The 23909-nt window shown below is 63.6% G+C and carries 16 protein-coding genes, 2 tRNA genes and 2 pseudogenes; 11 read left to right on the top strand and 9 right to left on the bottom strand.

What is annotated here, in order from left to right; genetic code table 11:
* The 5 genes and pseudogenes from ACLH0K_RS12985 to ACLH0K_RS12965 all read left to right on the top strand — a co-directional run bounded on the left by ACLH0K_RS12985 (position 1) and on the right by ACLH0K_RS12965 (position 5155).
* The gene (locus tag ACLH0K_RS12985) at positions 1-1386 is read left to right on the top strand and encodes a cystathionine beta-synthase (protein ID WP_411373978.1); all 1386 of its coding nucleotides are present in this window, start codon (positions 1-3) and stop codon (positions 1384-1386) included.
* A gap of 9 nt (positions 1387-1395) precedes the next feature.
* Entirely contained in the window at positions 1396-2553 is a 1158-nt protein-coding gene (locus ACLH0K_RS12980) for a cystathionine gamma-synthase (RefSeq protein ID WP_411373977.1), read from the top strand.
* Positions 2554-2619: 66 nt separating this feature from the next.
* A pseudogene (locus tag ACLH0K_RS12975) lies at positions 2620-3121 on the top strand (hypothetical protein); the annotation flags it as partial.
* Between the two features lie 23 nt (positions 3122-3144).
* Positions 3145-3912 carry an SDR family oxidoreductase gene (locus ACLH0K_RS12970; RefSeq protein ID WP_411373976.1) on the top strand — a complete coding sequence of 256 codons (768 nt, stop codon included), beginning with the start codon at positions 3145-3147 and terminating at the stop codon, positions 3910-3912.
* Between the two features lie 919 nt (positions 3913-4831).
* Positions 4832-5155, top strand: coding sequence for a hypothetical protein (locus tag ACLH0K_RS12965; protein ID WP_411373975.1), 324 nt, complete (start codon positions 4832-4834; stop codon positions 5153-5155).
* A 516-nt stretch (positions 5156-5671) separates the two neighbouring features.
* Here ACLH0K_RS12965 and ACLH0K_RS12960 read toward each other — a convergent pair.
* From ACLH0K_RS12960 to ACLH0K_RS12930, 7 genes are all read right to left on the bottom strand, one after another.
* Positions 5672-6559 carry a hypothetical protein gene (locus ACLH0K_RS12960; RefSeq protein ID WP_411373974.1) on the bottom strand — a complete coding sequence of 296 codons (888 nt, stop codon included), beginning with the start codon at positions 6557-6559 and terminating at the stop codon, positions 5672-5674.
* Positions 6556-7851, bottom strand: a complete 1296-nt coding sequence (locus tag ACLH0K_RS12955) for a heparan-alpha-glucosaminide N-acetyltransferase domain-containing protein (protein ID WP_411373973.1) — start codon at positions 7849-7851, stop codon at positions 6556-6558. Before ACLH0K_RS12955 ends, ACLH0K_RS12960 begins: the two co-directional genes overlap by 4 nt.
* Positions 7852-7931: 80 nt before the next feature.
* Positions 7932-11849, bottom strand: coding sequence for a Pls/PosA family non-ribosomal peptide synthetase (locus ACLH0K_RS12950; protein ID WP_411373972.1), 3918 nt, complete (start codon positions 11847-11849; stop codon positions 7932-7934).
* A gap of 731 nt (positions 11850-12580) precedes the next feature.
* Positions 12581-13330: a hypothetical protein gene (locus ACLH0K_RS12945; protein ID WP_411373971.1), complete on the bottom strand. Its 750-nt coding sequence runs from the start codon at positions 13328-13330 to the stop codon at positions 12581-12583.
* A 329-nt stretch (positions 13331-13659) separates the two neighbouring features.
* Positions 13660-15174, bottom strand: a complete 1515-nt coding sequence (locus ACLH0K_RS12940) for an APC family permease (RefSeq protein WP_411373970.1) — start codon at positions 15172-15174, stop codon at positions 13660-13662.
* Positions 15171-16382: a glutathionylspermidine synthase family protein gene (locus ACLH0K_RS12935; protein ID WP_411373969.1), complete on the bottom strand. Its 1212-nt coding sequence runs from the start codon at positions 16380-16382 to the stop codon at positions 15171-15173. Before ACLH0K_RS12935 ends, ACLH0K_RS12940 begins: the two co-directional genes overlap by 4 nt.
* 2 nt (positions 16383-16384) lie before the next feature.
* Positions 16385-17002, bottom strand: a complete 618-nt coding sequence (locus ACLH0K_RS12930; RefSeq protein ID WP_411373968.1) for a Tat pathway signal protein — start codon at positions 17000-17002, stop codon at positions 16385-16387.
* Positions 17003-17167: 165 nt separating this feature from the next.
* Between ACLH0K_RS12930 and ACLH0K_RS12925 the strand changes: the two genes are divergently transcribed.
* From ACLH0K_RS12925 to ACLH0K_RS12910, 4 genes are all read left to right on the top strand, one after another.
* The gene (locus ACLH0K_RS12925) at positions 17168-17824 is read left to right on the top strand and encodes an MOSC domain-containing protein (RefSeq protein ID WP_411373967.1); all 657 of its coding nucleotides are present in this window, start codon (positions 17168-17170) and stop codon (positions 17822-17824) included.
* Positions 17825-18226: 402 nt separating this feature from the next.
* Entirely contained in the window at positions 18227-20242 is a 2016-nt protein-coding gene (locus ACLH0K_RS12920; RefSeq protein WP_411373966.1) for a DEAD/DEAH box helicase, read from the top strand.
* Between the two features lie 344 nt (positions 20243-20586).
* Positions 20587-20658 (top strand) — tRNA-Thr (locus tag ACLH0K_RS12915).
* A 60-nt stretch (positions 20659-20718) separates the two neighbouring features.
* Positions 20719-20792 (top strand) — tRNA-Met (locus ACLH0K_RS12910).
* A 72-nt stretch (positions 20793-20864) separates the two neighbouring features.
* Here ACLH0K_RS12910 and ACLH0K_RS12905 read toward each other — a convergent pair.
* Positions 20865-21476, bottom strand: coding sequence for a Rho termination factor N-terminal domain-containing protein (locus ACLH0K_RS12905; RefSeq protein WP_411373965.1), 612 nt, complete (start codon positions 21474-21476; stop codon positions 20865-20867).
* A 227-nt stretch (positions 21477-21703) separates the two neighbouring features.
* On the opposite strand from ACLH0K_RS12905, the pseudogene ACLH0K_RS12900 reads away from it, so the two are divergent.
* Together ACLH0K_RS12900 and ACLH0K_RS12895 are read left to right on the top strand one after the other, a co-directional pair.
* Positions 21704-21822, top strand: a pseudogene (locus ACLH0K_RS12900) (membrane protein insertase YidC); the annotation flags it as partial.
* A 208-nt stretch (positions 21823-22030) separates the two neighbouring features.
* Positions 22031-22690: an SDR family oxidoreductase gene (locus tag ACLH0K_RS12895; protein ID WP_411373964.1), complete on the top strand. Its 660-nt coding sequence runs from the start codon at positions 22031-22033 to the stop codon at positions 22688-22690.
* Here ACLH0K_RS12895 and ACLH0K_RS12890 read toward each other — a convergent pair.
* Complete coding sequence (locus ACLH0K_RS12890; protein WP_411373963.1) at positions 22680-23885, bottom strand: ROK family protein; 1206 nt, start codon at positions 23883-23885, stop codon at positions 22680-22682. The genes ACLH0K_RS12895 and ACLH0K_RS12890 overlap by 11 nt on opposite strands.
* Positions 23886-23909: the final 24 nt, after the last annotated feature.

Here is a 23909-nt window from a genome sequence, read left to right as displayed (position 1 = left end):
ATGAAGTACGCCCAGTCCATTCTGGACCTCATCGGCAACACCCCGCTTATCAAGCTCAATCACGTGACAGAGGGCATCAAAGCCACCGTCCTGGTCAAACTGGAGTACCTGAACCCGGGGGGCTCTATCAAGGACCGCATCGCGGCGCAGATGGTGGAGGATGCCGAACGCGAGGGCAAGCTGCAGCCCGGCGGCACCATTGTGGAGCCCACGTCCGGCAATACCGGCGTTGGGCTGGCCCTCGTGGCGCAGCAGAAGGGCTACAAGTGCGTCTTCGTGGTGCCGGACAAGGTGGGTGAGGACAAACGCGCCGTGCTGGAGGCTTACGGTGCCGAGGTGGTGGTCACGCCCACCGCCGTCCCGCCGGACAGCCCGCAGAGCTACTACGGCGTCTCGGACCGGCTGGTCCGCGAGAGGCCCGGCGCGTACAAGCCGGACCAGTTCTCCAACCCCGCGGCGCCCGGCAGCCACTACAAGACCACCGGCCCCGAGATCTGGCGCGATACGGACGGCAAGGTCACGCACGTCGTGATCGGCGCCGGCACCGGCGGCACCATCACCGGCACCGGCCGCTACCTCAAGGAGGTTTCGGCGGACAGGCTGGAGTCCGACGGCGGCGTGGTCCGGATTATCGGCGCGGACCCGGAAGGTTCGGTCTACTCCGGCGGCACCGGGCGCCCCTACTTCGTGGAGGGCGTGGGGGAGGACATGTGGCCGGCGAACTACGACAGGACAGTCCCGGACAAGGTAATCGCCGTCAGTGACGCCGACTCCTTCGCCATGACCCGCCGACTCGCCCGGGAAGAGGGGCTGCTGGTGGGCGGCTCGTCCGGCATGGCGGTGGTGGCCGCGCTGGAGGCGGCCAAGGATCTTCCGGAAAGCGCCGTCGTCGTGGTGATCCTGCCCGACTCCGGCCGCGGCTACCTGGCCAAGATTTTCAACGACCAGTGGATGCGCTCCTACGGCTTCCTGTCCGGCGGCGAGGAAACGTCCGTGGGCGAGGTCATCAAGTCCAAGACCGGCGAGCTGCCGGACCTGGTGCACATCCACCCGAACGAATCCGTCCGCGACGTCATCAACATCATGAACGAGTTCGGCGTCAGCCACATCCCGGTGCTGTCGCAGGAGCCCCCGGTGGTGATGGGCGAAGTCCTGGGCGCGGTGGACGAGCGGACGCTGACCGCCAAGCTCTTCCGCGGCGAGGCGAAGCTGACGGACAAGATTTCCGAGCACATGGGCCCCAAGCTGCCCGTCATCGGCTCGCTGGAAACCATCTCGGCCGCCCGCGAGCTGCTTTCGGACGTGGACACTGTGATGGTCACGTTCGTCGGCGCCCCCGTCGGCATCCTCACCCGGCACGACCTGCTGGCCTACCTCAGCAACTAAAGGAGCATCATGTCCGCGAACCAAGGCTTCAATACCCGCGCCGTACACGCCGGGCAGGATTTCGAGCCCCGCACCGGCGCCGTGGTCCCGCCCGTGCACTTTGCCACCACCTATGCGCAGGACGGGATCGGCGGGCTCCGCGACGGGTATGAATACAGCCGCGGCGGGAACCCTACCCGCGATGCCCTGCAGGAGCAGCTGGCAGCCCTGGAGCTTGGCACCCACGCGTACAGCTTCGGCTCCGGCCTCGCTGCCGAAGACGCCCTCATCCGCGGCCTGGCACAGCCGGACGACCACATCGTGCTCGGCAACGACGCGTACGGCGGAACCTACCGGCTGATCAGCCGCGTGCTGGGTCCGTGGGGAATCGGCAACACCCCCGTGGACATGGCCAACCTGGACAGCGTCCGGCAGGCCGTCGCCGCCAATCAAACCCGACTCCTCTGGGTGGAGACGCCGTCCAACCCGCTGATGAAGATCACGGACATCGCTGCGCTCGCGGAGATCGCGCACGACGCCGGCGCCCTCCTCGTCGTGGACAACACCTTTGCGTCCCCCTACCTGCAGACTCCGCTCGCCCTCGGGGCCGACGTCGTCATCCACTCCACCACCAAATACATCGGCGGACACTCCGATGTGGTGGGTGGCGCCGTCGTGGTCAAGGACGCGGAACTGGCGGACAAGATCGGCTTCATCCAGTTCGCCGTGGGCGCCGTTTCCGGCCCGATGGATGCCTTCCTCACCACCCGCGGCCTGAAAACCCTGGGCGTCCGGATGGACCGGCACAGCCTCAACGGCCAGGCAGTGGCCGAATGGCTGCTGGAACGCCCGGAAGTTGAGGCCGTGCTGTACCCGGGCCTGCCCGGCCATCCGGGCCACGAGCTGGCGAAGAAGCAAATGCGGGGCTTCGGCGGCATGGTCTCCGTGCAGTTCAAGGGCGGGGAAGCGGCGGCCCGTAAAGTGGCCGAGTCCACCGAGGTGTTTATGCTGGCGGAGTCGTTGGGCGGCATCGAGTCACTCATGAACTACCCGTCCGAGATGACCCACGCCTCGGTCAAGGGTACCGAACTGGCTGTCCCGGTTAACCTGCTGCGGCTCTCCTGCGGCATCGAGGACGTGGAGGACCTGATTGCGGACCTGGAGCAGGCCTTCAGCTCGATCCCGTGAGGTTCCTGCCGCCATACGGCAGCGTGGGGCACGGTTCCCGATAAAGCAGCTGCGCCGGGCGCCCGCCGGGGGCTGGTGATCGGCATCCTCACGGCCGGCAGCGAAGCCGGCCAGCTGGTGTTCCTTCCGTTCATCGCCATGCTCGCGCAGGACCCGGGCTGGCGGCAGGCCTCGCTGCTTATCGCCGCCGGCGCCCTCGCGGTGGTCCCGTTGGTGCTGAAGTTCCTCAAGAACTCGCCGGCAGATGCCGGCGTCCTGCCGTAGGCGCGGAAGCCGGGACACCTGGCCAAGCCCGGCCCGCAGCCGGCGGGAACCGTTCCAACGCCGCCTTTCGCGCGCTGCAGGTGGTACGCCGGGCCAGCAGGGTGCGGACGTTCTGGACCCTCGCCGCACACCAGCTGGGGCGGCGGCAGCCGCCCTCGCCGCCGGCGCTGTCCGCGACACCAACGGCCACTACACCTACCCCTGGACCGGTGCGGCCGCCATGTGCACCATCGCCGCCGTCATCAGCGCCACCATCCGCAGGAGCCCGGTCAGCAGGGAAGCGCAGCAAGTTCCTGCGCCCTAAGCACGGGCCGTTACGCTGGTCCCATGGAGACCCCTTCGCAAGCCGCCCGCAACGTTGCCCTGATCACGGGTGCCGGACGGCTGGCAGGTATCGGTGCCGGCATCGCCCGCCAGCTCGCGGCCGACGGGTGGGACCTGGTCCTGTCCTACTGGCAGGAGTACGACGAGCGGATGCCGTGGGGGAGTGAGCCCGAGGATCTTGTGCGCCTGACCGCCGAACTCGAGGCCATCGGCGCCGCAGTGCACGTCCTGTCAGCCGACCTGCAGAATCCCGGCGTTCCGGACCGCCTGGTGGCCGAGGCCGTGCAGCTGGCCGGGCCGCTGCAGGGACTGGTGCTGAGCCATGCCGAGTCCGTGGACTCGGGACTGCTGGACACAAGCCTTGAGTCCTTCGAACGGCACTTTGCCGTGAACACCAGGGCCAGCTGGCAGCTGATTGCCGCGTTCGCGCGGCAGGCGACGGACGACGGCGGCGCGATCGTGGCGCTGACCAGTGACCACACTGCCTTCAACCTTCCTTACGGTGCGTCGAAGGGGGCATTGGACAGGATCGTGATTGCCGCCGCCAGGGAACTGGGGCCACGGAACATCTCCGCGAACGTCCTCAACCCCGGACCCGTGGACACCGGCTGGATGACGCCTGACATCAGGGACGCACTCGTTGAGCGCCAGCCGACGGGCCGGCTCGGCACCCCGGCGGACGTCGCGGGGACGGTGGCGTTCCTGCTGTCCCCGGCCGGCCGTTGGGTGTCCGGGCAGCTGATCAAGTCCGACGGCGGCTTCTCGGCCTGAGTGCCCGGCCCGCGTTTTACCCGCGCCCACTCAACTGGGTGGCGCTAACTGCCGTGTTCGTGTTTTGAGATGCGGGCTGGTTGGACTCTGAGGTGGGCGGCGGCCTGCAGGGTGAGTCCGTGGGTGATTCGTTGGGGGCACAGGTCCTCGATTAGTGCGAACGTGGGCGGGTTGGTCAGGGTTCGGTAAACCTCGCGGGCGATGGCTCATTTGAGGCATCAGGGTAGTTTCGCATGTGCTTTTGCCGTCGCTGCGGTGCCGGCGCCATGTTGAACCTTCTGTGCGGGGACAGTTGCATCCCGCCCACCTGGCTAAGGCCCGCAGTGCCAGCATTTTCACTGGACATTCCCGTGGAGGAACTGGACCCCGCCGAAGAGGATGCCATTGTTTGGGCGTCAGCGCGGCAGCGCACCAGCCCGCTCCCGGTCAGTGGTGCATGCTGCTGGACCCGGCCGGCACGCCTTCTGCCTCACCATTGTCCGTCCCGTCTGACCGGGGCTGCGGGCACACTCCGATGGGCTGAGGAAGACCTCATATCCCCAGCGGTGCCCGCTGTGCTTTCAGAAGGTTTTAATGTTTTTTCGCTTCCCCGTAAATAGGTAGTCCGGGGAGAAAAAATAAGTAGCGACTACTGATGGAGCGCCCCGAAACTGTCCCTAGAGTGCAAAGGGTAGGAATAAAGCGGCCTGGCGCCTATTTCTACGAACAATTTCCATCAAAAGTGCGCTAATTCCTGCATCTTGTGCCACTTCCAGTTCCAGCGAGGGTTTGAAAGATTTACGCACGCTACACCTTGGCACCCCCACTAAATGGAGACTCGCACACTTACCGTTAGCCCCATGCTGCAATGCCGATATTCGATCCTGTGCGTCATACAGCCGGTTCGAAGGCAGGCAGAAAAAATCAGGAGGACGAAGTCATGAGCATTTCGGCGGAGAATAGGGAAGTTGACCAGCATTCCGGTGTGGGATCTGCTGGGAAGTTCCTTGTCCCGGTCATCCCTTCGGTTGATACAGGCAGTGGTCTGGTCATCTTCGTCGTCCACCGCGAAGCGCATCATCGCTGGTGTTCAGATCCGCGGCTGTTGGTTTTATTGCTGGCCAAATCCGTCGCTCCAGTCCTATGGGATGATAATTCAGCAAATCTTCGAATATCAGTTGCTGCACCCGGACACCGCCACGGAAAGGTGGTGAAAATTCCGCTTTTCATGAACCAGCAAGAAGATACACCAGAACTAGGGTAATTGCCCGGCGAGGGTGCAAGTCATTAGTTAAAGTCACCGGCGTCGCTACCCTCCGCATAAGACCGCCATCTTTCCTTCACCTCGTCGGGCAGATCCTCCCACGCGGGGGCGGACGACATCCAAAGGCCCGCCAAAAATTTGAGTCGTTCCTCGTACAATGCCTTCCCCGCGTCTGCAGCATCAGCCATCATAGGAACCCGGGCCCATGGCTGAAGCGGAAAACCACGCGCCCGTCCTTTCCCCGGCGGGATGCTCCGTCATAGGTAATTGACCTTCTTTTGTGCAAGATTTGTGCTGCCCGTGTCAGCCCTGCGGGCCTCTTTGACGATTTTATGCCGGTTGCCACAGTGCAGGAGGTCAGTAAATCACGGGAGTCAGCTTGACGCCCCACAATAGCGCATCCGCGTCGCTGCATTAGCATGGCTTAGGCTTTCCTCCCGGAGTTACATCACTGCGGATAAGGTCCGGGGTTCCTAGGGCTTGCTGGTGCGTGGGGAACGTCGGTGGCGCAGTCTGTCAGCCCTGGTGAAGGCGCTGGCGCTTTCGTGCAATGACGATGACGCCCGTCAGGATCGCAGCGGCGCCCGCGACACCGGCCACGGCGCGTGCCATCACGTGCGGCATGGCGGGCTGGGGGTTGGACGCATTTCCCATGTCGTCTGCTTTGATATCGGGTGTGGTTTTCGTACCGGCGGCGTAAACCGCTGGCTCCACTCCCATGACAATTCGGTCTCCCGGCGTGGCGCTTACAAGGAGGCGGGTCACAGTTTCGAGGTCTGTCGAAATACATCCGGCAGTGACTGAATTACCTGCATGTAAGAAGATGGCGAAGGAAGCGCCTTGAACCGTAGGCATGTCCGGTTCACGGTTCCAATTGATGACCGCCGCCTGCTCGTAATCGCCCTGGCGAAGATAAAACCACAGATCTTCGTCGGCGCCACCGTCTTTACCTTCGAAGTACTGGTTGTAGGTGGGGCCTGGTTCACCACCCCACCGCGAGAGGCGGTTTATCGTGTGGTATCGAAGCTTCGTTCCTGGGTTTTTCCTGCCCAGTGCCTCGGTGAAGGAAAACGACCCCGACGGTGAGTAGAGAGTGTCTTGCCACATCTTGCCCGGCGGGGCGAAGCCGGACCTCCCCGCAAACCCTGTGCTCTGCCACTCCTGGACGTACTCTTCCCCCTTCTTGACGCAACCGGTGATGAGGACTTCGGTAGCACCGTAGGCTTCTGCGGTGGCGAACGTGACTCGTTTCGCGCCATAGGTGGGGTAGAGCACTTCGCCTGCAGTCAATCGTTCACACGCATTGGTCACGATCCCCTCAGGAGTTGCGGCTAAGCTTGGAACTGCCGGAAGCCCCAGCACTGCTGATAGGGCCAAGGGTGCCGCCAACAACTGTTTCATCATCGCTTTTGCTGATCTCGATGAGATTCAGTACTGGTAGCGGCTGGCTTGCCGTATCCCCTGTGACTCTGTGGTTCAGCCTCGGTGCTGCCGGCGGAGGCTGCCGAGGGGTCCAACGGCGTAACTGCAGCAGGGATTGCTTTGCGGAGCACCCGCTGACGTTCATGCTCAGCAAGGCCGGTCACCAGCCGTTCCAGCGGTCCCTGCTTGCCGCCTGTCACGTTTCTCCAGATTATTGCGAAAACGGCTGCGACGACCAGATGGATTGCCAGGGAGACGCCCGGCCGGTCGAGGAGGAAGCGTGTGGAGAGGAGTACGAGATGACCCGCGTACAGCGTCAGCGTCATTCCGCCCATGACGACCAGTGGCATGAGTGCTGATGCAGCTTTATTACCCAGGATCAGCATTGCGCCCAGAACGGACACAGCGATTCCAACCGTGTTCAGGAGTTCCAGGGGCGTGGATGAGTACGGCGACAGAATCGCAAGCCACCACCATGATGAAGTCGGTAAGGTTGGGTCGGGACCCCAGATCAACAGGTCTTCTATTCCCTCCGCGTCCAGCCAAGGGGTGGCCTCCAGCAGTCGGGCTCTGCCGCCGAGGGGACCAAGCAAGATTTCCGATGCCAGCCACGCCGCTGTTGCCAGTCCGAGCCCGCCAAATACCATTCTGAGTTGCATCCGGTGGGAACGCAGGTCAAGTCGGCCAAGGGCAAGCCCCGCTGCGATATAGGCCATCCATGGGATGGCGGGAAAGCTCCCGTCAACCAATAGTGCCGAGATGGTCGCAGCTGGCTCGATGACAAGTGAGGCGAATGTCGGATCGAAACCGTCAAGGTCCGGCAGATCGTCGCGGACCGCTTGCATAAAAATGGGGCCGAGCACGGCAAAAAGTAGGGCAACGACTGCAAGTACGCGAGGGCCGAATCCCAACAGGGGAACCGCCATCAGGAACAGGACCCCGTAGTAAGCCAAGATGATTGCTGCGGGAGGGTTTAGGTAGGCGATGAGTAGGCCGATGGAGAGGATGGCAAGAGCTCGTACTGTCAGGGACGCCTTGGCTGCCGCCAAAGCGGGCCCTGTGAGCGGATGCATCCCGCCGGAAGAGAAGGTCAGCGAAACCCCGGCAAGGAGAGCAAACAGACCCGCCGACGTGCCTGAAAGAAGGGTCCAAACAAACGTTGGTTGAAAGTTCTCGTCAAATCCGGGCAGGACATGGATCGCGATCATCCCGATCAGTGCGATTCCCCTGGCGGCGTCGACTCCAACAAGGCGCTGCTTTTTCGTCGATTTCATACTTGTCCCTTGCTCATGATGATTGCGCCCGATGCGGCGACGCCTCGGTTGTTTGCACTGCGGCTACCTGTTCTTGGGCATCAGTGCCTCCTCATCCGCGGGCGGAGCGGGACCGCACCTGGCGACCACTGGCGGATCGGGTTTCCGGCCCAGCGGGTGCCCGCGGGAACAGTCTCCGAACGCATCACGAGGGACGCCGCACCAACCGTGGCACCTTCCATGACCGTGCTGCCCGGCAGCACAATGCTGTTCGGGCCTAACGTGGAATCGGCATCAAGCCGTATGTCGTCCATTCGCATGATGCGGTCGTGAAAGAGGTGTGTCTGCAGCACGGTCCCGCGATTCACGCTGACGCCGCTGCCCAATGTGATCAGGTCGAACTCCGGCAGCCACCAGGTCTCACACCAGACGCCGCTGCCCACCTTGGTTCCCATCAAACGCATCCAGCAGTTCAAGATGGGTGTCCCCAGGCTCATGCGGATAAGACCGGGGACCGCGAGTGACTCGGAAAACACGTCAGCGAGCTCGTTGCGCCACACGAAGGAAGTCCAAAGCGGGTATTGAGTAACTTCAAAGCGCCCCACCAGAACCCATTTCGCAGCCAGCGCGATGAGAGAAGACGCGACGCCGCTGCCCAACAGCACCGGCCCGGACGACAGGACTGTGACGACGAAACCGGCTTCAAGATAGATCCCGGTCAGAACCCCTACAGTGATCAAGGCGAGCCATGTCGTGATGACAGCCGGAAGGAGTCTGCACGCTTCGACTGCTGCGCGTGCAATCAGCAGATGCGGTGGAGGGTTGTACGTCAGGGTGGATTCACCCTGGTCCACCGGGCGGGGAAGCTCCACGGCAGGACGTCCAAACCACGACGAGTTTATAGGCATGTCTTTTGGTGCAGAGGACAGGACAGCGAGCAGTGAGTTGTCGGGAACCGTGCGATCCGGCCCTACAATCGCGGAATTACCGACAAAAGATTTTTCGCCCACGGTGGAGACGCCTAGATGGAGCCAGCCATTGCGGATACGTTTCGAGGAAACCATGGAGTGATCAGCCAGGAATGATCGGTCCGCGAATCGCGTGAGGTGCGGCAGGGTCTCTACTGTCGAGACTTCAACGTGTTGGCCAACGCGGGCGCCGATCATCCGCATCCATACCGGCGTGAACAAGCTGGCGTATATGGGGTAGGTGGAAATCAGCGATTTCGTAAGCAAGGCTTCAGTCAACCAAGCCGCCCACGCGACGCGACCATTCGCCTGATGAAACCCTGGCTTTAGGAAAATGCTCAGGGCGCGCACCAGGGCTGCCGTCAGCGTCAAATATACAACGAGCGTAATTATTAGGAACACCGGGCTCCATGCCGCCAGGCTCCAGAGGGCGTTTTGCAGCGAGACGCTGTCTTCGATGGCTTGCAGCGCCAGGAGTCCCCCCGGAACCACAGACACCAGAGGTATAAGGGTCAAGCCGAAGAGCGAGACGGGATACAGGAGCGAGATCATCGGTGACGGGCGGCCGTGGCAGGGAATGGAGGGCCAATCGGTGCCCGCTTCTCCTACATGCTCCATTTGCGATCCAGCCCAAAGCTGGCCCGCGGGTACCTTCCCTGTCACGGACGTCCCCGGTGCAATTTCCGCGTGAGCACCTACATGGCTGTCGTTTAGTAGCGTGGAACGCGTCCCAACGCGTGCGTTGTCATCGACTGTGACGCGGCCGATGTGCAGGACGTCACCGTCGAGCCAGTGCCCGGCCAGGTCCGCTTCATGCTCGATTGATGCGCCGGCCCCGAAGGTCGCAAGCCCAGTGACGGGAGGCATGGCGTCGAGGTGGACGTCCTTGCCGACCTTACATCCCAGCGCCCGGGCATACCAGGTTGCCATGGGCGTGCCCATTAGCGGCTCGAGTTTGCAGTAGGTGACTACCCGTTCAACAGTCCACAACCTCAGGTGGGTTGAACCTCCACGAGGGTAAACTCCGGGTCTGATCCCGGCAAGCAGGAGACGTGCGCATGCCACTACGAGAAGAATCCGGAACGGAAGACTGTAGAGGACAACCCAGGCCATCATTGTGGGCAACAACGGCGGATTCGGAACCCACGGGTAGTTACCAGTCTGGAACAGGATGATGCAGACGATCAAGATGCCTGTGATGTAGCGCAGGCCTGTGATGGCGTACAGCGCGAAGATAACTGCTGCCTGGAACCAACCGGTGGAGGCGGGAGTAGGGGCCGTGTGCCGCGTCGTGGTGACTGAACTCGCACTGCCTGCCAGATGCGTTGCCAGTTCGCCGAGGGTCGGGAAAGCGTAGATATCGGCGATCGAGACATCCGGGTAGCGAGCCCGCAAGGATGACACAAGCTGCGCGGCCGCCAGGCTAGCTCCACCGGCGGCAAAAAAATTGCTCTTCTCAGTGAGTGGCACGGGACCAAGCAGGTCCCTCCATTGTTGAGCCAGCCAAGATAATTCGCCTGTAAGTTCCTTGGAAGAATCTTGACTCTCAATGTCGAGCGGCCAGGGGAGGGCCTTCCTGTCCACCTTGCCCGAGGTTTTAATGGGAAGTTCCTCGATGATGCCAAGGGTGGGAACAAGTTGCGCGGGAAGCTTTTTCGCAAGGAGCGCCCGGCATACCGCAAGATCGATAATTGAATCCTTTGCCGGCACCAGATATCCCGCGAGCACCTTATTGCCACTGGGGCTCGTCTGGATGGCCCCGGCAGCTGCCGCCACTCCTGGCAGTCCGGCGAGAGCTTGGTCAACTTCGCCCATCTCGACACGTCGGCCAGCCAGCTTAACCTGCTCGTCAGCTCGGCCGACGAATACCAGACCGGCCGGATCCGCCAGTACGAGGTCACCGGTGCGGTAAGCCCGCGGCCACCCTATAGCAGGCATCGGGGCGTACTTCTCCGCGTCCTTCGCCCTGTCCAAGTATCGGCCGAGGCCCACTCCGCCGATAACCAGTTCGCCCTCCTCCCCCCAGTTAACCGGTTCGCCGTCCCCGTTGACGACGGCAAGGGCGTACCCATGCAGCGGAAGCCCAATCCTCACAGGGGACTGGCCATGTACCAATGCTCCGCAGGCGATAACTGTTGCTTCCGTGGGACCATATGTATTCCAAACTTCGCGTGTTGGCCCGGCCAGCTTGGCCACAAGGTCCGCAGGACATGCCTCGCCACCAAAAATGAGCAGCCGGACTTTGGCCAGTGACTCGCCCGGCCATAGGGCTGCAAGGGTGGGTACTGTGGACACGACTGTGATGTGTCGTTGCGCCAGCCATGGACCGAGATCAGCGCCGGAACGGACCACGTCCCGGGGAGCAGGAACAAGGCATGCGCCGTTCCGCCAGGCCAACCACATCTCCTCACAGGATGCGTCGAACGCGACAGACAATCCGGCCAGCACCCGGTCGCCCGGCCCGAGCGGGTTATTGACACAGTAAAGTTCCGTTTCGGCATCAACCAAGGCAGCCGCCGAGCGGTGGGTGATGGCTACACCTTTTGGCTTGCCGGTGGACCCGGACGTGAAAATAATCCAGGCGTCATCCTCACAGTGCGCCTCCGGGCTATGCCCCCGGGTGCGCACCCCCCCGATAAGGGTCAGTTCAAGGTGCTCACCGATAACTGCACAAACAGCTGCTTCCGACCAGACCGTTTCAGCCCGATCCTCCGGTTCATCAGCGTCAACAGGAACATACGCCGCGCCGGCAGCGAGTACCCCCAAAATTGCGATATACAGGTCCACGGAACCTGACGGAACACGAACACCAACACGGTCTCCAGCGCCGATATTCGCGCTCCACAGCCTCCGGGCTACGGCGATAATTCGCTCACCAAGGGCCTCATAGGTCAACACCACGTTCCCGTCGTCAAGAGCCGGCGCAGCAGGATACAACGCAATTGTTTCCTGGATGATCTGGACCAGGGTCCGTGCTGGCGGAGCTTCCGTAACCGGAAACAAGGCTGCGCCCGACGGCTTGGTCAACTGTCCGTGCAGAGCGCTCGACACGGCAGGACCCCTGATTAACTCGGTTGTCGTGGTATCCATGGGTGGCACAGCAACGGGGGTGTCGTTGCTGCTGCGTCCCGCTGATACGACACCGCGATGTGACGTACCTGAACTGTTTGTGAAATCCAACTATGCACTCCTAAAGCGGGTAAATCGAACGGTTCCATGTGGTGCACCCAAAGGCAAGGCAGCATGTCGCCGTGCCCCCGGCCTGAACCTACAACCCCTAGGTTGACTTGCTAAAAGGGTGCGCCCGACCTTCGACCTTCGGACAAGGGCGCTGCTTAGCAGGAACAGGGGCGGCGGGGAAAGGGGGACAGATGGCTTGGGTGTGGGCACATTGCAGAAACGCTCCATAAGCAGCGGCAATCACTCTTACCCTCTGCACTCTATGGACCGCCTCGGTGCCGTCCATCAGTATTCGCTACTTGTCTTTTCCTCCCCTATTACTTACGGAGTTGTTGGGGGGTGTTGTTAGGGGGTGTCTATGGGATGTTAGGGTCCCCACAAAAACGCCCCGCAGCGGGCAAATTAGGTGACCGACGATGGACGGAAACTGTTGGGTGAATTTTCTCGTAACATGACTTTTCGCGGTGGCTTATAAATTTGGCTGATGCGGCCTGGGGCAGGAGGTACCAAAGTGGTACGACGATGACAAGGTCCTCGCATGGATACATGAAATTATGTATCCGCAACATGTACCGGCTCTTTGCGGTGCTGGTAGCCTTCGGCTAACCCGCAGCGAACTTGGAGATCTGGATCTCGTTTCCGTCTCCATCGACAGGGACCGTGGGATTTACCTCATAGTCGTTCATTAGCCATTGGCCGTCGGCCAACGCGAATTCGTAGGTAAATTCGCTGCGAAGTGCTTGGGTGAAATGCTCGTTCTTTTCTTTATCCTGCAGGTGGGCAACGTAGCGCACTTTGGCCTGCAGGGCGACTGACTCTCCGTCTTGGGCAAGCAAAACGCGTGGCGGGTCAATTTTCACATCGGAAAAGCGTGGTTTGTTCGGCTCATACCGGTAATCGATGACGCTGTCGTAGTCTGGATGCCACGGCTGCCAAGCCGTAAAAGCCACGCGCTCCTGCTTGAAAGTCTCATAAAACTCGGACTCCGCTTCGTCCAGAACCAGGTGCTTAACGGTCTCCCACCACTCGTCGATGATGGTCAGGTCGCCGTTTAGAGGTGAATCCAATCCGACCTCCACCATCATGTTCGTGCCCAACTGGTAGACCTCTGCTATCTGCTCAGGGGAATACTTTTCGCGGACTTCCGGATGAACAAAATCAGCACTGTCGATAGGCGCTTGAGGATTGTCCGCGGGGTCGAGCGTGACCTGCTCGTAGGTACCGTGGGTGTTACGGGTAGGCCCAAGGATGAAAGTTTCCCCCGACTCCCGTACCGGTTTTTTCTCCAGTCCGGCGCCCCCCGTTGAGCAGCCAGCGGTGAGTATGACGGTGCATGCCAGGAGCGCAGACACTGAGGTACGCCCTGCACGGATGGAGAGTGATGACGTCATGAGCGTAACCCCCAAGTGTCTCTCGCAGTGCCCTAAGGTAGATGGGTCCAGAGCTTGCTGCCCTACACTCAAGGCGCTGCCGGCAATGACCGCATCCTATCCCGGAAACCACCGATTCTCACGGTCTTAACTTGCTGCCCACTTGAGCCCGCCACCCGTACGCGCCGGCACGGAACGGAAGATGGCAGGGGCGGAGCCAGCGCCCGGAGGCGGACCGCAGCTCCGGTCCCCACCCCAACTGGGTAGCGCCAAGTGTCGTTTTGGCCCCTCAAAACGACAGTTGGCGCTACTTACTTGGGGGAGGGGGCCGCGCTGGCCTGACCGGTGAAGTAGCCGCGCGTGGCCGGGGCGAACCGGCAGACGGCGGCGAGGACCACGCCCAGCGCCAGCAGCACTACGCCGCTGACAAAGGCGCCGCCGACGCCGAAGATTTGGGTGTCGCCGTACGCCGGGTCCCACATCTGCACGGCCGAGATGAAGAACGCCGCGGTGAGCAGCAGGGCCCCGGCCAGCGGCAGGATCCCGCGGAACCACAGATTCCGCACCGATTCACGAAGGGTGCCGCGGAAGTACCAGAAGCAGGCGAAGCCGGTGAGGGCGTAGTAGAACGCGATGAACAGGCTGATGGCGCTGATCGAGTCCGCTAGCAGGTTCTCGCTGAGGAAGCTCATGGCCACGTAGTAGAGGATGGCGGCCGCGCCCATCACCTGGGTGGAGAATCCGGGCGTCTGGTTCTTCGGGTGCACTTCGCCGAACTTCGCAGGCAATGCACCGTGCACGCCCATGGACAGCGTGCCGCGGGCGGTGGGAAGGATGGTGGTTTGGGTGGAGGACAGCACTGAGGCAAGGACCGCGACGACGATCAGCCAGCCCCACGGCCCCAGCACCACGTCCTTCATCGCCACGAACACGTCGTCCTGGTTGGCTTCGTTGCCCAGGCCGATGCCCTCGGCGCCAATGGTCGCGTACATCATCACCAGCAGGGCCACCGACACGTAAATGGCCACCAGGACGAGGGCCGAAATCACGGCGCCCCGGCCCGGGGTGGTGGCAGGGTTCTCGGTCTCCTCGTTAACCGCCAGGCAGGTGTCCCAGCCCCAGTAGATGAACAGCGCCAGGAGTGCACCGTGCACCACGGCGCCCGGATCGGCGAAAGCACCCACCGGGTTGAACCACTCGAAGTCGAAGGCCTGCCCCTCGGGAGCCCCGCCGACGATTCGGATTACAATGGCCAGCGCGAAGATACCGAGCGAGATGTACTGCACGTAAGTGAGGACGCGCTGGACGTGTTCACCCAGCCGGATGCCGAGGTAGTTGACCAGGGTCATCACCGCGATGAACAGCACACCGGTAGCCGTCACCAGCACCTTGTTCTGCGCCAGGGAACCGTCCCCGATCAGTAGCCACAGGTACTGGCCGGCCACCTGGGCCAGGTTGGCCAGGACCACAATCCCGGCGAGCGCCACCCCCCAGCCTCCCAGCCATCCGGCCCAGGGCCCGAATGCCCGGCGGGACCAGGTGAACGTGGTGCCGCAGTCCGGGATGGCGCTGTTGAGCTCGCGGAAGGCGTAGGCGATAAACAGGACCGGGATAAAACCGATGAGCAGGATCACGGGAGTGTAGTTTCCGTTCACCGCGACAATGAGGCCCAGCGTCGCAGCCAGCGAATAGACAGGAGCCGTGGACGCCAGGCCCAGCATCACCGAGTCGCCGAGATCCAGGATTCCGGCGCGCAGTCCCTTGGCCGGGACCGGGGCCCCGGCCGCACCGCCGCGACCTCCCGCCGTCGTAATGTCTGTGCTCATAGGGTGATACCTGCCTTGCTGGAGGATGCCTCCGCCGAAAGCGGCGCCGGCGCGTCAATGGTGTTGGGCACGAAACGGCAGTAGTAGTCGGTGACAGGACCGTCGGATTCGCGGATGCCGCAGCCCACCGATTCGCCGTCCACCACCCAGAGGCCCAGGACCGGATGGTTCCCGTCGAAGTCCGGCAGCTGCTGGTACTGCTGGTAGCACCAGCCCTCCCGGCCGTACCCGCCGGGCTGTTCCAGCCTGATGCCCGCAGCGTGGATCCTGATGTTGTCCCCTTCGCGGCCATGCAGCGGCTTGGCCACCCATTCCTTCAGCGGCCCGGGCTCATTGAGGTAGGCCGGCAGCAGGTTGGGGTGTTCCGGGTAGAGGTGCCAGAGCGCGGCGAGGAGGGCCTTGTTGGAGAGCAGCATTTTCCAGGCAGGTTCCACCCAGCGGGGGTTGTGGGCGCGTTCAAGCAACCGCGGACCGAACGGCTCCTTCATCATCAGCTCCCACGGGTACAGCTTGAATATCGTGCTGATCATGAAATTGTCCAGGTCCACGAAGCGGTTCAGGTTGGGGTCCCAGCCAATATCGGACATGTTGATGCCGATGGTGGTCCACCCGGCCTGACTGGCCACGTCCCGCATGTAGGCGGCAGTCATCCAGTCTTCGCCGGATTCCTCCACCTCGGAGTGGGCAACGTGCAGGGTGCTCATGCCGGTGCGGTACTGGAACTTCTTCCACCGCCGGATCAGCGCCTCATGGATCCCGTTCCACTGGTCCTTCTCCGGAAATACGTCCTGGAGCCAGAACCACTGGGCCACAGCGGCTTCGATCAGGCCGGTGGGCGTGTCCGCGTTGTATTCGAGCATCTTGGCGGGGCCGCCCTGGCCGTCGTAGATGAAGTCGAACCGGCCGTAGACGTCAATGTCTCCGGCCTGCAGGGAATCAGCGGCGAGTTCCAGTGCCTGCTGACCGATCCCTATAGCTCCCATGGCCCCGGTGGCCAGGAACCTGGTTGCCTCCAGGCACATCCGGTGCATTTCCTCGGCGGTTTCCTCGAGCTTCTCCACCTCGTTCATGGTGAACTCGTAGTAGGCGGACTCGTTCCAGTACTCGATCTTCCGGCCGTCCTCCATGGTGGTGGTGGAGAAGACCAGTCCCTGTTCTTCGATTTTCTGCTTCCACCCGGGCCTGGGCTCGATCAGCTTGCGCTTCACCCTCAGCCCCCCGAGACTTTGCCGCCGCCGCTGGTGCCGCTCTTGGCGCTGGTGCCGAAGCCGCCGCGGCTGACAGTGCCGCCCTGGGTGCTGTAGCCGGTGGAGGCCTTGGCGCCGCTGGGGACGGTGCGGGTGTAGTCGGGCGCTGTGGAGCGGTTCTGGCCTATCGGCGGAACGTAGGCGCCGCGGGAGAAGAAGTACCAGGCGAAAACACCGCCGCCGCGTCCGGCGGAGCTGTCGCAATTGCGGTCCTCCACGCGCTCGCCGGTCTCGTCGTTGAAGCACACCTGCGCGTACTCAGGGTCGTCCCGGTTGCTTGCCACCACGGCAGTGATGGTCCCCGCCAGCAGGGCGGTGACGCCGAGGCCAACGACGACGGTGCGCCGCTGGGAGCGCTTCTTCCGGGCGGCTTCCTCGTGGGCCTGCCGTTCACGGTCCCGCGCGAAAGGGTCCACGGGCTTGACAGCCTCGTTGAGCAATTCGGGGCGGAGCTCCGGTTTGGGCACCTGCCATGGGGGTGGCTTGGGGGTAGTGCCTTCGCCCGCGGCTTTCCCGGCATCGCCAGCGCTTTTGCCGGGGTCTCCTTGCGGTAGCTGCTCCGGATCCTTGTTCGGGTCCATGGCGTCCCCCTCAATAGTCCATGAATCGGGCACGGCGCTGCACCCCCAATTGCAATCCTCGAATCAGCGTAATCCCTGCCGGCCCCGGCTGCGAGCAGGGGACGCGGAAGAACTCCCCATGGCGGCGTGCCCCGCGGAGCGGCGCGCTATCCCTACACTTGTGCCATGGAAACCGCCTCAGTGCTTGCCGTCTGCCGTGTCCACCAGTTGCTCCCGGACACGTCGAACGTGGGCGTGACCGCCATTGACAAGCGGGCGGTGGAGGGTCCGGTCAAGGTCCACAAACTTGGCCTCCAGGGCGACATCCAGGCCAACCGGGTCCACCATGGCGGGCCGGACCAGGCCCTCTACGCCTACTCCCAGGCAGACGCCGACTTCTGGGCTTCCGAGCTCGGGCGTGATCTCCCGCCGGGGTTTTTCGGAGAAAACCTCCGCGTTGCCGGCCTCGATGCCACCGGTGCCGTTATCGGGGAACGCTGGAAGATCGGCATGGACCTGGAGGTCGAGGTGACCTCGCCGCGCACGCCCTGCGCGACGTTCCAGCGGCGGATGGGGGAGTCCCAGTTCGTCAAGCGCTTCACCGCTGAAGGCCGCGTGGGAGCGTACCTGCGGGTCATCAAGGTGGGAACCATCCGGGCCGGGGACCACATCCACAAGCTCTACGTCCCCAGGCACGGCGTCACCGTGGGCAGGTGGTTCAACGAACCGGACGTTGAGTCCATGGAAGCGCTCAAGGACGCCGACGCCGACGGCGAGATCCGCCTCCAGCAGCCCGAGTTCAGGAAGAAGTTCGAGGCGCTGGAGCGGCAGTTGGCGCGGTAGGCCCGCAGCCCAGCGGCTGGAAAGGGAGGTGTGCGCAAGCTCACCGCCGCCGTCGTGCGTTCCATTTCCGCCGCGGCACCTCCGTGCCCTACACTTGAAACATCCCCCACTCCGGAAATCCCTTTTTCCTGCCCAATTTTTGAGGCAGGACTGGCAAGTGTTGGGGCCCGCAACTGTGATGCGGGCAGTTTCATAGGGAGAGCCGGCTAAAGAAAACGCTGTACAGACTGCTGGGATAGCAGCCAAGAGATGCAGCGCGAAGTCCTGCCACGGGATTGCGAAAGCGCCGGACTTCTGTGACCGGCCGGTCAGCGTTTGCCCGGCATTCCACGGCACGCGTACTGCGGCTCCGCTCACCCCGGGTAGTGCCGCCTGGCCCCCTATGGATGAGGAATTTCCCCTATGCCTGAAAACCTGAACGAAACTCTTGACGCCGCCGAAATCGATGCTCCGGCTGCAGCAACCGAAGCCCCCGCGGCTGGCCCCGAGGCGGACGCCGATGACGACACGGTGAAGTTTGCCGACCTCGGCATCGACGGCCGTGTCCTCGCCGCCCTGCAGGACGTCGGCTACGAAAAGCCGTCCCCCATCCAGGCAGCCACCATCCCCCTGCTGCTCGAAGGCCGCGACGTCGTGGGCCTGGCGCAGACCGGTACCGGCAAGACTGCAGCATTCGCAGTGCCGGCCCTGTCCCGCCTGGCTGAGCTGCACGACCTCAACGGCCCGTCCCGCAAGACCCAGGCCCTGGTCCTGGCCCCCACCCGCGAGCTGGCGCTGCAGGTTGCGGAGGCGTTCACGTCCTACGCCAAGCACATCGACGACTTCACCGTGCTGCCTGTCTACGGCGGCTCCGCCTACGGCCCCCAGCTGGCCGGCCTGCGCCGCGGCGCCCAGGTGGTTGTGGGTACCCCCGGCCGCGTGATCGACCACATCACCAAGGGTTCGCTGGACCTGTCCGAACTCCAGTACCTGGTGCTGGACGAGGCTGACGAGATGCTGCGCATGGGCTTCGCCGAAGACGTGGAGCAAATCTTCCAGCAGACGCCCGAGGACCGCCAGGTGGCGCTGTTCTCCGCCACCATGCCCGGCCAGATCCGCCGCATGTCCAAGCAGTACCTCAACGATCCCGAAGAGGTTTCGGTCAAGACCAAGACCTCCACGGGTTCCAATATCCGCCAGCGGTACCTGCAGGTCATGGGCCCGCACAAGCTGGACGCGATGACCCGCATCCTCGAGGTGGAAGAGTTCGACGGCGTCATCGCCTTCGTGCGCACCAAGATGGCCACCGAGGATTTGGCTGACAAGCTCAAGGCCCGCGGCTTCCAGGCGGCTGCCATCAACGGCGACATCCCGCAGCAGCAGCGCGAGCGCACCGTCGACGCACTGAAGGAAGGCCGCATCGACATCCTGGTGGCCACCGACGTCGCCGCCCGCGGCCTGGACGTGGAGCGCATCAGCCACGTCATCAACTACGACATCCCGCACGACACCGAGTCCTATGTGCACCGCATTGGCCGCACCGGCCGCGCGGGCCGCAACGGTGACGCGATCCTGTTCATGACGCCCCGGGAGAAGTACCTGCTGCGCGCCATCGAGAAGGCCACGCGCCAGCCGGTGGAGCAGATGCACCTGCCCACCGCCGAAACCGTGAACACGCTGCGCCTGGGCAAGTTCGCCGACCGCATCACCGAGACCCTGGAGTCCGAGGATGTGTCGATGTTCCGCGACCTGATTGCCTCCTACGAGGAGGAGCACAAGGTGCCGGCAGCAGAAATCGCTGCGGCGCTTGCAGTCATGGCCCAGGGCGGCCAGCCGCTGCTGGTCAAGGAACTGCCCGCGGCTCCTGAGTTCCAGAAGCGCGAACGCTCCAAGGACGGCTTCGGCTCCCGCGGCCCCAGCCGCCCGCTGACCGAGGGCAACGCCACCTACCGGATTGCCGTCGGCCGCCGCCAGCGCGTCATGCCCGGCTCGATCGTGGGCGCCATCGCCAACGAGGGCGGCATTTCGTCCTCGCAGATTGGCGGCATCGACATCCGTTCGGACCACACCTTGGTGGAGCTGCCCGCGGACCTGAGCCCCGAGCAGCTGCGTGCCCTGTCCCGCACCCGGATCGGCGGTGAACTGATCCATCTCGAGCTGGACTCGGGCCGCAAGCCTTCCGGCGACCGCGGCGGCTACCAGGGCAGCCGCGGCAACTTCAAGGGCAACGGCGGGTTCAAGAAGGACTTCCGGAGGAACGACGGCGAGCGCTCCTCCGCGGACCGCGGCGGCCGCTCGTACAGCGAGCGTTCCGAGCGTTCCTTCAGCGACCGCCAGTCCGGCGACTCCCGCTACGGAGGCCACGGTGACGGCTCGCGCAAGCCCCGCCACGGCAGCGACAGCGGGCACCGCGACTACAACCGCAAGGGCAAGTGGTAGAGCCTGCCGCAGGTAGGCGAATAACGACGGTGATGGGCCGGCTTTCGAGCCGGCCCATCGCCGTTTAACCCGCCGGGGTTTTTTGACAGATACCGGGACCTCCGGGCCCCTGAGGTCCCGGTACCTGTCCAAAAACTCCAGGGATTTGTGGGGCTGGACACATTCGCGCCATCAGAAGGACCTCGCAGCAGGTTTGCGGGTCTCTTTGAGTGCCCTCCAGCGGGCGGCACTTCCCAGTGCTGGCGCGGAAAACGGGCCTAAATCAATGCTCTTTCATGGCCGGGCTGCCCCTCGCGAGCCCGATTTGTTGGTGCGGAAATCTTCCGGTAGAGTATTTACTCGTTGCCCCCCTAGCTCAGTGGTAGAGCGCGTTCTTGGTAAGAACGAGGTCACCGGATCGATTCCGGTGGGGGGCTCTGAATGAGAGCCTGTGTCAAGGCGGTTTGACCGGCTTGACACAGGTTTTTCTCATTCGTGGCGGTGTAGCTCAGTTGGTTAGAGCGCACGACTCATAATCGTGAGGTCGGGAGATCGAGCCTCCCCACCGCTACAAAAGAAAGCAGGTCAGGGACTTCCAAGCCCCTGACCTGCTTTCGTTTTATCCCCTCCAGTCCGGGGGAATTCAGGCGTCTTCGCGTTCCGGGTTTTCCAGGCGGAAGAAGTTGGACTGGCTTCCGTCGCTGCGTTGCTCCTGGTAAATGAAGTTGAGGCGGCGGGCATCAAAGGTGTCGAACCATTCCTCCCAGGTCACCTTCCGGAGGTTGCTGTCATCCCCGCCGAAATCGATGCGCAGAACCCCGAGGTGGTCGCCGTGTTCGGTGCCCTCCACCGTCGCCGGAACCCCTGCGCGTTCTTCGGCCCATTGCCTGATAACCTCATGGTGCGTTGTCGCCAGGCTGCGGCCTTCACGCTCGGCCTCATCTTCGGTGGAGGTGATCTCCTGTGAGTACTTCAGCGACTTGGATGAGGCATCGCCGTACCGGACCTTGCCGCCCTCGGGGCCCGCGCCCAGATCTTCGGTTTCGGAGCCGGCAGCTTCGTCGCCGTCGCGTCCGGTATCCCTGGACCGGGCATTGGCGACTTCCTGGACCAGTTCCTCTTTGCGCATGCCGGAGGCGCCGGCGATGTTCTCGTCCTTTGCCTCCTGGCGGAGTTCGTCCACCTTCATGTTGCGCAGCTCGGTCTCGCTCACGTCCGGTGTGTTTGGTGTCTGGTTGCCGGGCTCGTTACTCATGGAAGTTCCTCTCCTTGCGTGACCAAAATTAGTAAGGCTGCTTACTGTCTAGTCCGCTCCGGGTGTCCCAGTCAAGCGCCGGGTGTGCACGGCTGGCACAATGGCCCCTCCACCCTCCGGGCAGTGCCTGTGGTTACAGGCGTAGGGTAGTAAGCAGGTCTACTTCCTCAGCGTGACTGCAGAATGCTGATAGAGGGCCTGCAGCCGACCTGAGAGCGCTCTAGGAGAAGAACGCGGGCAAAACGGACCAGTTGTCGTGCGGCAGGCCCTGGCGCAGGAACAGATGGCCCTGTGCAAAAAGCACGGTACCGCTTCCTTTTCGGCCTGCCTTCCGCTGCTGATCCAGGCGCGCCGCTGCCGGCCTCCCTGCTGCACGGGCGGGGGCGTGATCTTCCCCAGCGGAGTGCTGGTCTACTGGACCGTCTCCAGCCTTTGGACACTGGCACAACAGTTCATGCTGAGCTAAACCGGGATCTCCCTCCCCGGACGGTTACGTCGCAGACGGCAGCGGCAACTTCGGATGGAACACCCGTATGAAGGGGCAGAATGGGTCCATGACCCGAATTGCTATCATCGGCGGCCACGGCAAAGTGGCCCTCCGCCTGTCCACGCTCCTCGCCGACGAGGGCCACAGCGTCACCTCGTTCATCCGCAACCCGGAGCACGCCGCCGACGTTGAGCAAACGGGCGCAACGCCGTCGGTCCTGGACGTGGAGAATTCGACGACGGCGGCCCTCGCCGAGGCACTGAAAGGCCACGACGCCGTGGTCTGGTCAGCGGGCGCGGGCGGCGGAAACCCTGCGCGCACCTACGCCGTGGACCGGGACGCCGCCATCCGCTCCATGGACGCGGCAGCCCAGGCAGGCGTGGACCGCTACGTGATGGTGTCCTACCTGGGCGCCGGCAAGAACCACGGCGTGCCGCAGGACCACAGCTTCTTCCCCTACGCCGAAGCCAAAGCGGCCGCGGATGCGTACCTTCGGGAAAGCAGCCTCACTTGGACCATCCTGGGTCCGGGCTCCCTCACGGACAAGCCGGGAAGCGGCCGGATCGAGGTGGACCCGCCGCGGGAAGGCGGAGCGGAGACCTCCCGCGCCAACACCGCCATCGTGGCGGCGGCGGTCCTGGACCTGCCGGAGACGGCTGGCCGGACCATCGAATTCCGGGATGGCACCTTGCCTGTTGCCGCGGCGCTGGGCGGCCTCACCCGGTAGCTGCGGACAGGTCCAGGTCCAGGGAGTGCTTTTCCACGTAGTCCAGTGCTCCGCGTACCGCCCCGACCGTGACAACACTGTCGCCCAGCGGGGAGACGGCGACCCGGGGCGGGGTGGCGGTAAACCGGCTCAGGCGATCGCTAATCGGTCCCAGCATTACACCCGCCGAACGGGCCACGCCGCCGCCGATCACCACGAGTTCCGGATTCCACATGGTGCCCACGGTGCCAATGACCCGGGCCATCCTGTCCGCCAACCGGTCGAGAATTCCCAGCGCCACCGCATCCCCCTCAGCGGCGGCAGCGAAGACGTCCTTGGCTTCCACCTGCGCCGGGGCAATGGAACGGAGGGCGGACGGTGCGGTGCCGGCCAGGGCTTCCGCTGCCCACGTCCTGGCCAGGTACGCGATGCCGAAGGTGTCGCCCACGCCCTCAACCAGCTCCAGGTAGGCCAGCTCTCCGGCACTGCCGCGGCTGCCGTGCACCAGCCGGCCGCCGTCGATTACGCCAGAGCCCAAGCGCTCGCTCGCCAGGATGACCACCACGTCGTCCACCCCTGCTGCTGCGCCCATCCAGCGGTCACCGAGGGCGGCCAGGTTGGCGTCGTTCTCCAGCAGCACAGTCCAGCCCCGCCGCTCCTGGAACGCGCGGCGCAGGTCGATGTCGAACAAACCCCAGAATTTCTGCGCTGCCAGGACGTCCCCGTGCCGGTCAACCGGGGCTGCCACTCCGGCGCATACGGCCAATACCGACTGCTGCCCGGTCCCTGCGCTGCTGAGCGCGGCCAGCGCCACGTCATCAATATGCACGATGCGTCCACCGGCATCGAGCCCGGCAGCATCGAAGGGTCTGCTGGCCTTTCCCACGGTATTGCCGCGGAGGTCCGACACAACCACGGTCACCTTGGAGTACCCGATGTCCATGCCGAGGACCACGCCGGCCCGCTCGTTCAGCTCGAACCGGCGGGCAGGGCGGCCTTTCCGGTAGCCCCCCACAATCCGTTGGTTCTCCAGCTCCCGGATCCAGCCCCGGTCCTTGAGGTCCTCGCACACGGCAATCCCCGTGGCACGGGTCAGGCCGGTGGCCTCCATGACGTCCGTGACGGTCACTGCACCGGAGGACCGCATGAAGTCGAGCACAGCGCCGGCGCTCACACGGCGGAGCAGCTGGGGGGTTGCCGGAATCCAGTCGGGCATGCTGTTGACCTTTCCGTCGGGCGG

Source organism: Arthrobacter sp. MPF02 (genome assembly GCF_046605375.1).
GTDB lineage: Bacteria > Actinomycetota > Actinomycetes > Actinomycetales > Micrococcaceae > Arthrobacter.
Note: the sequence above shows the minus strand (reverse complement) of the source record. Positions and strands in the feature narration are given on the sequence as shown.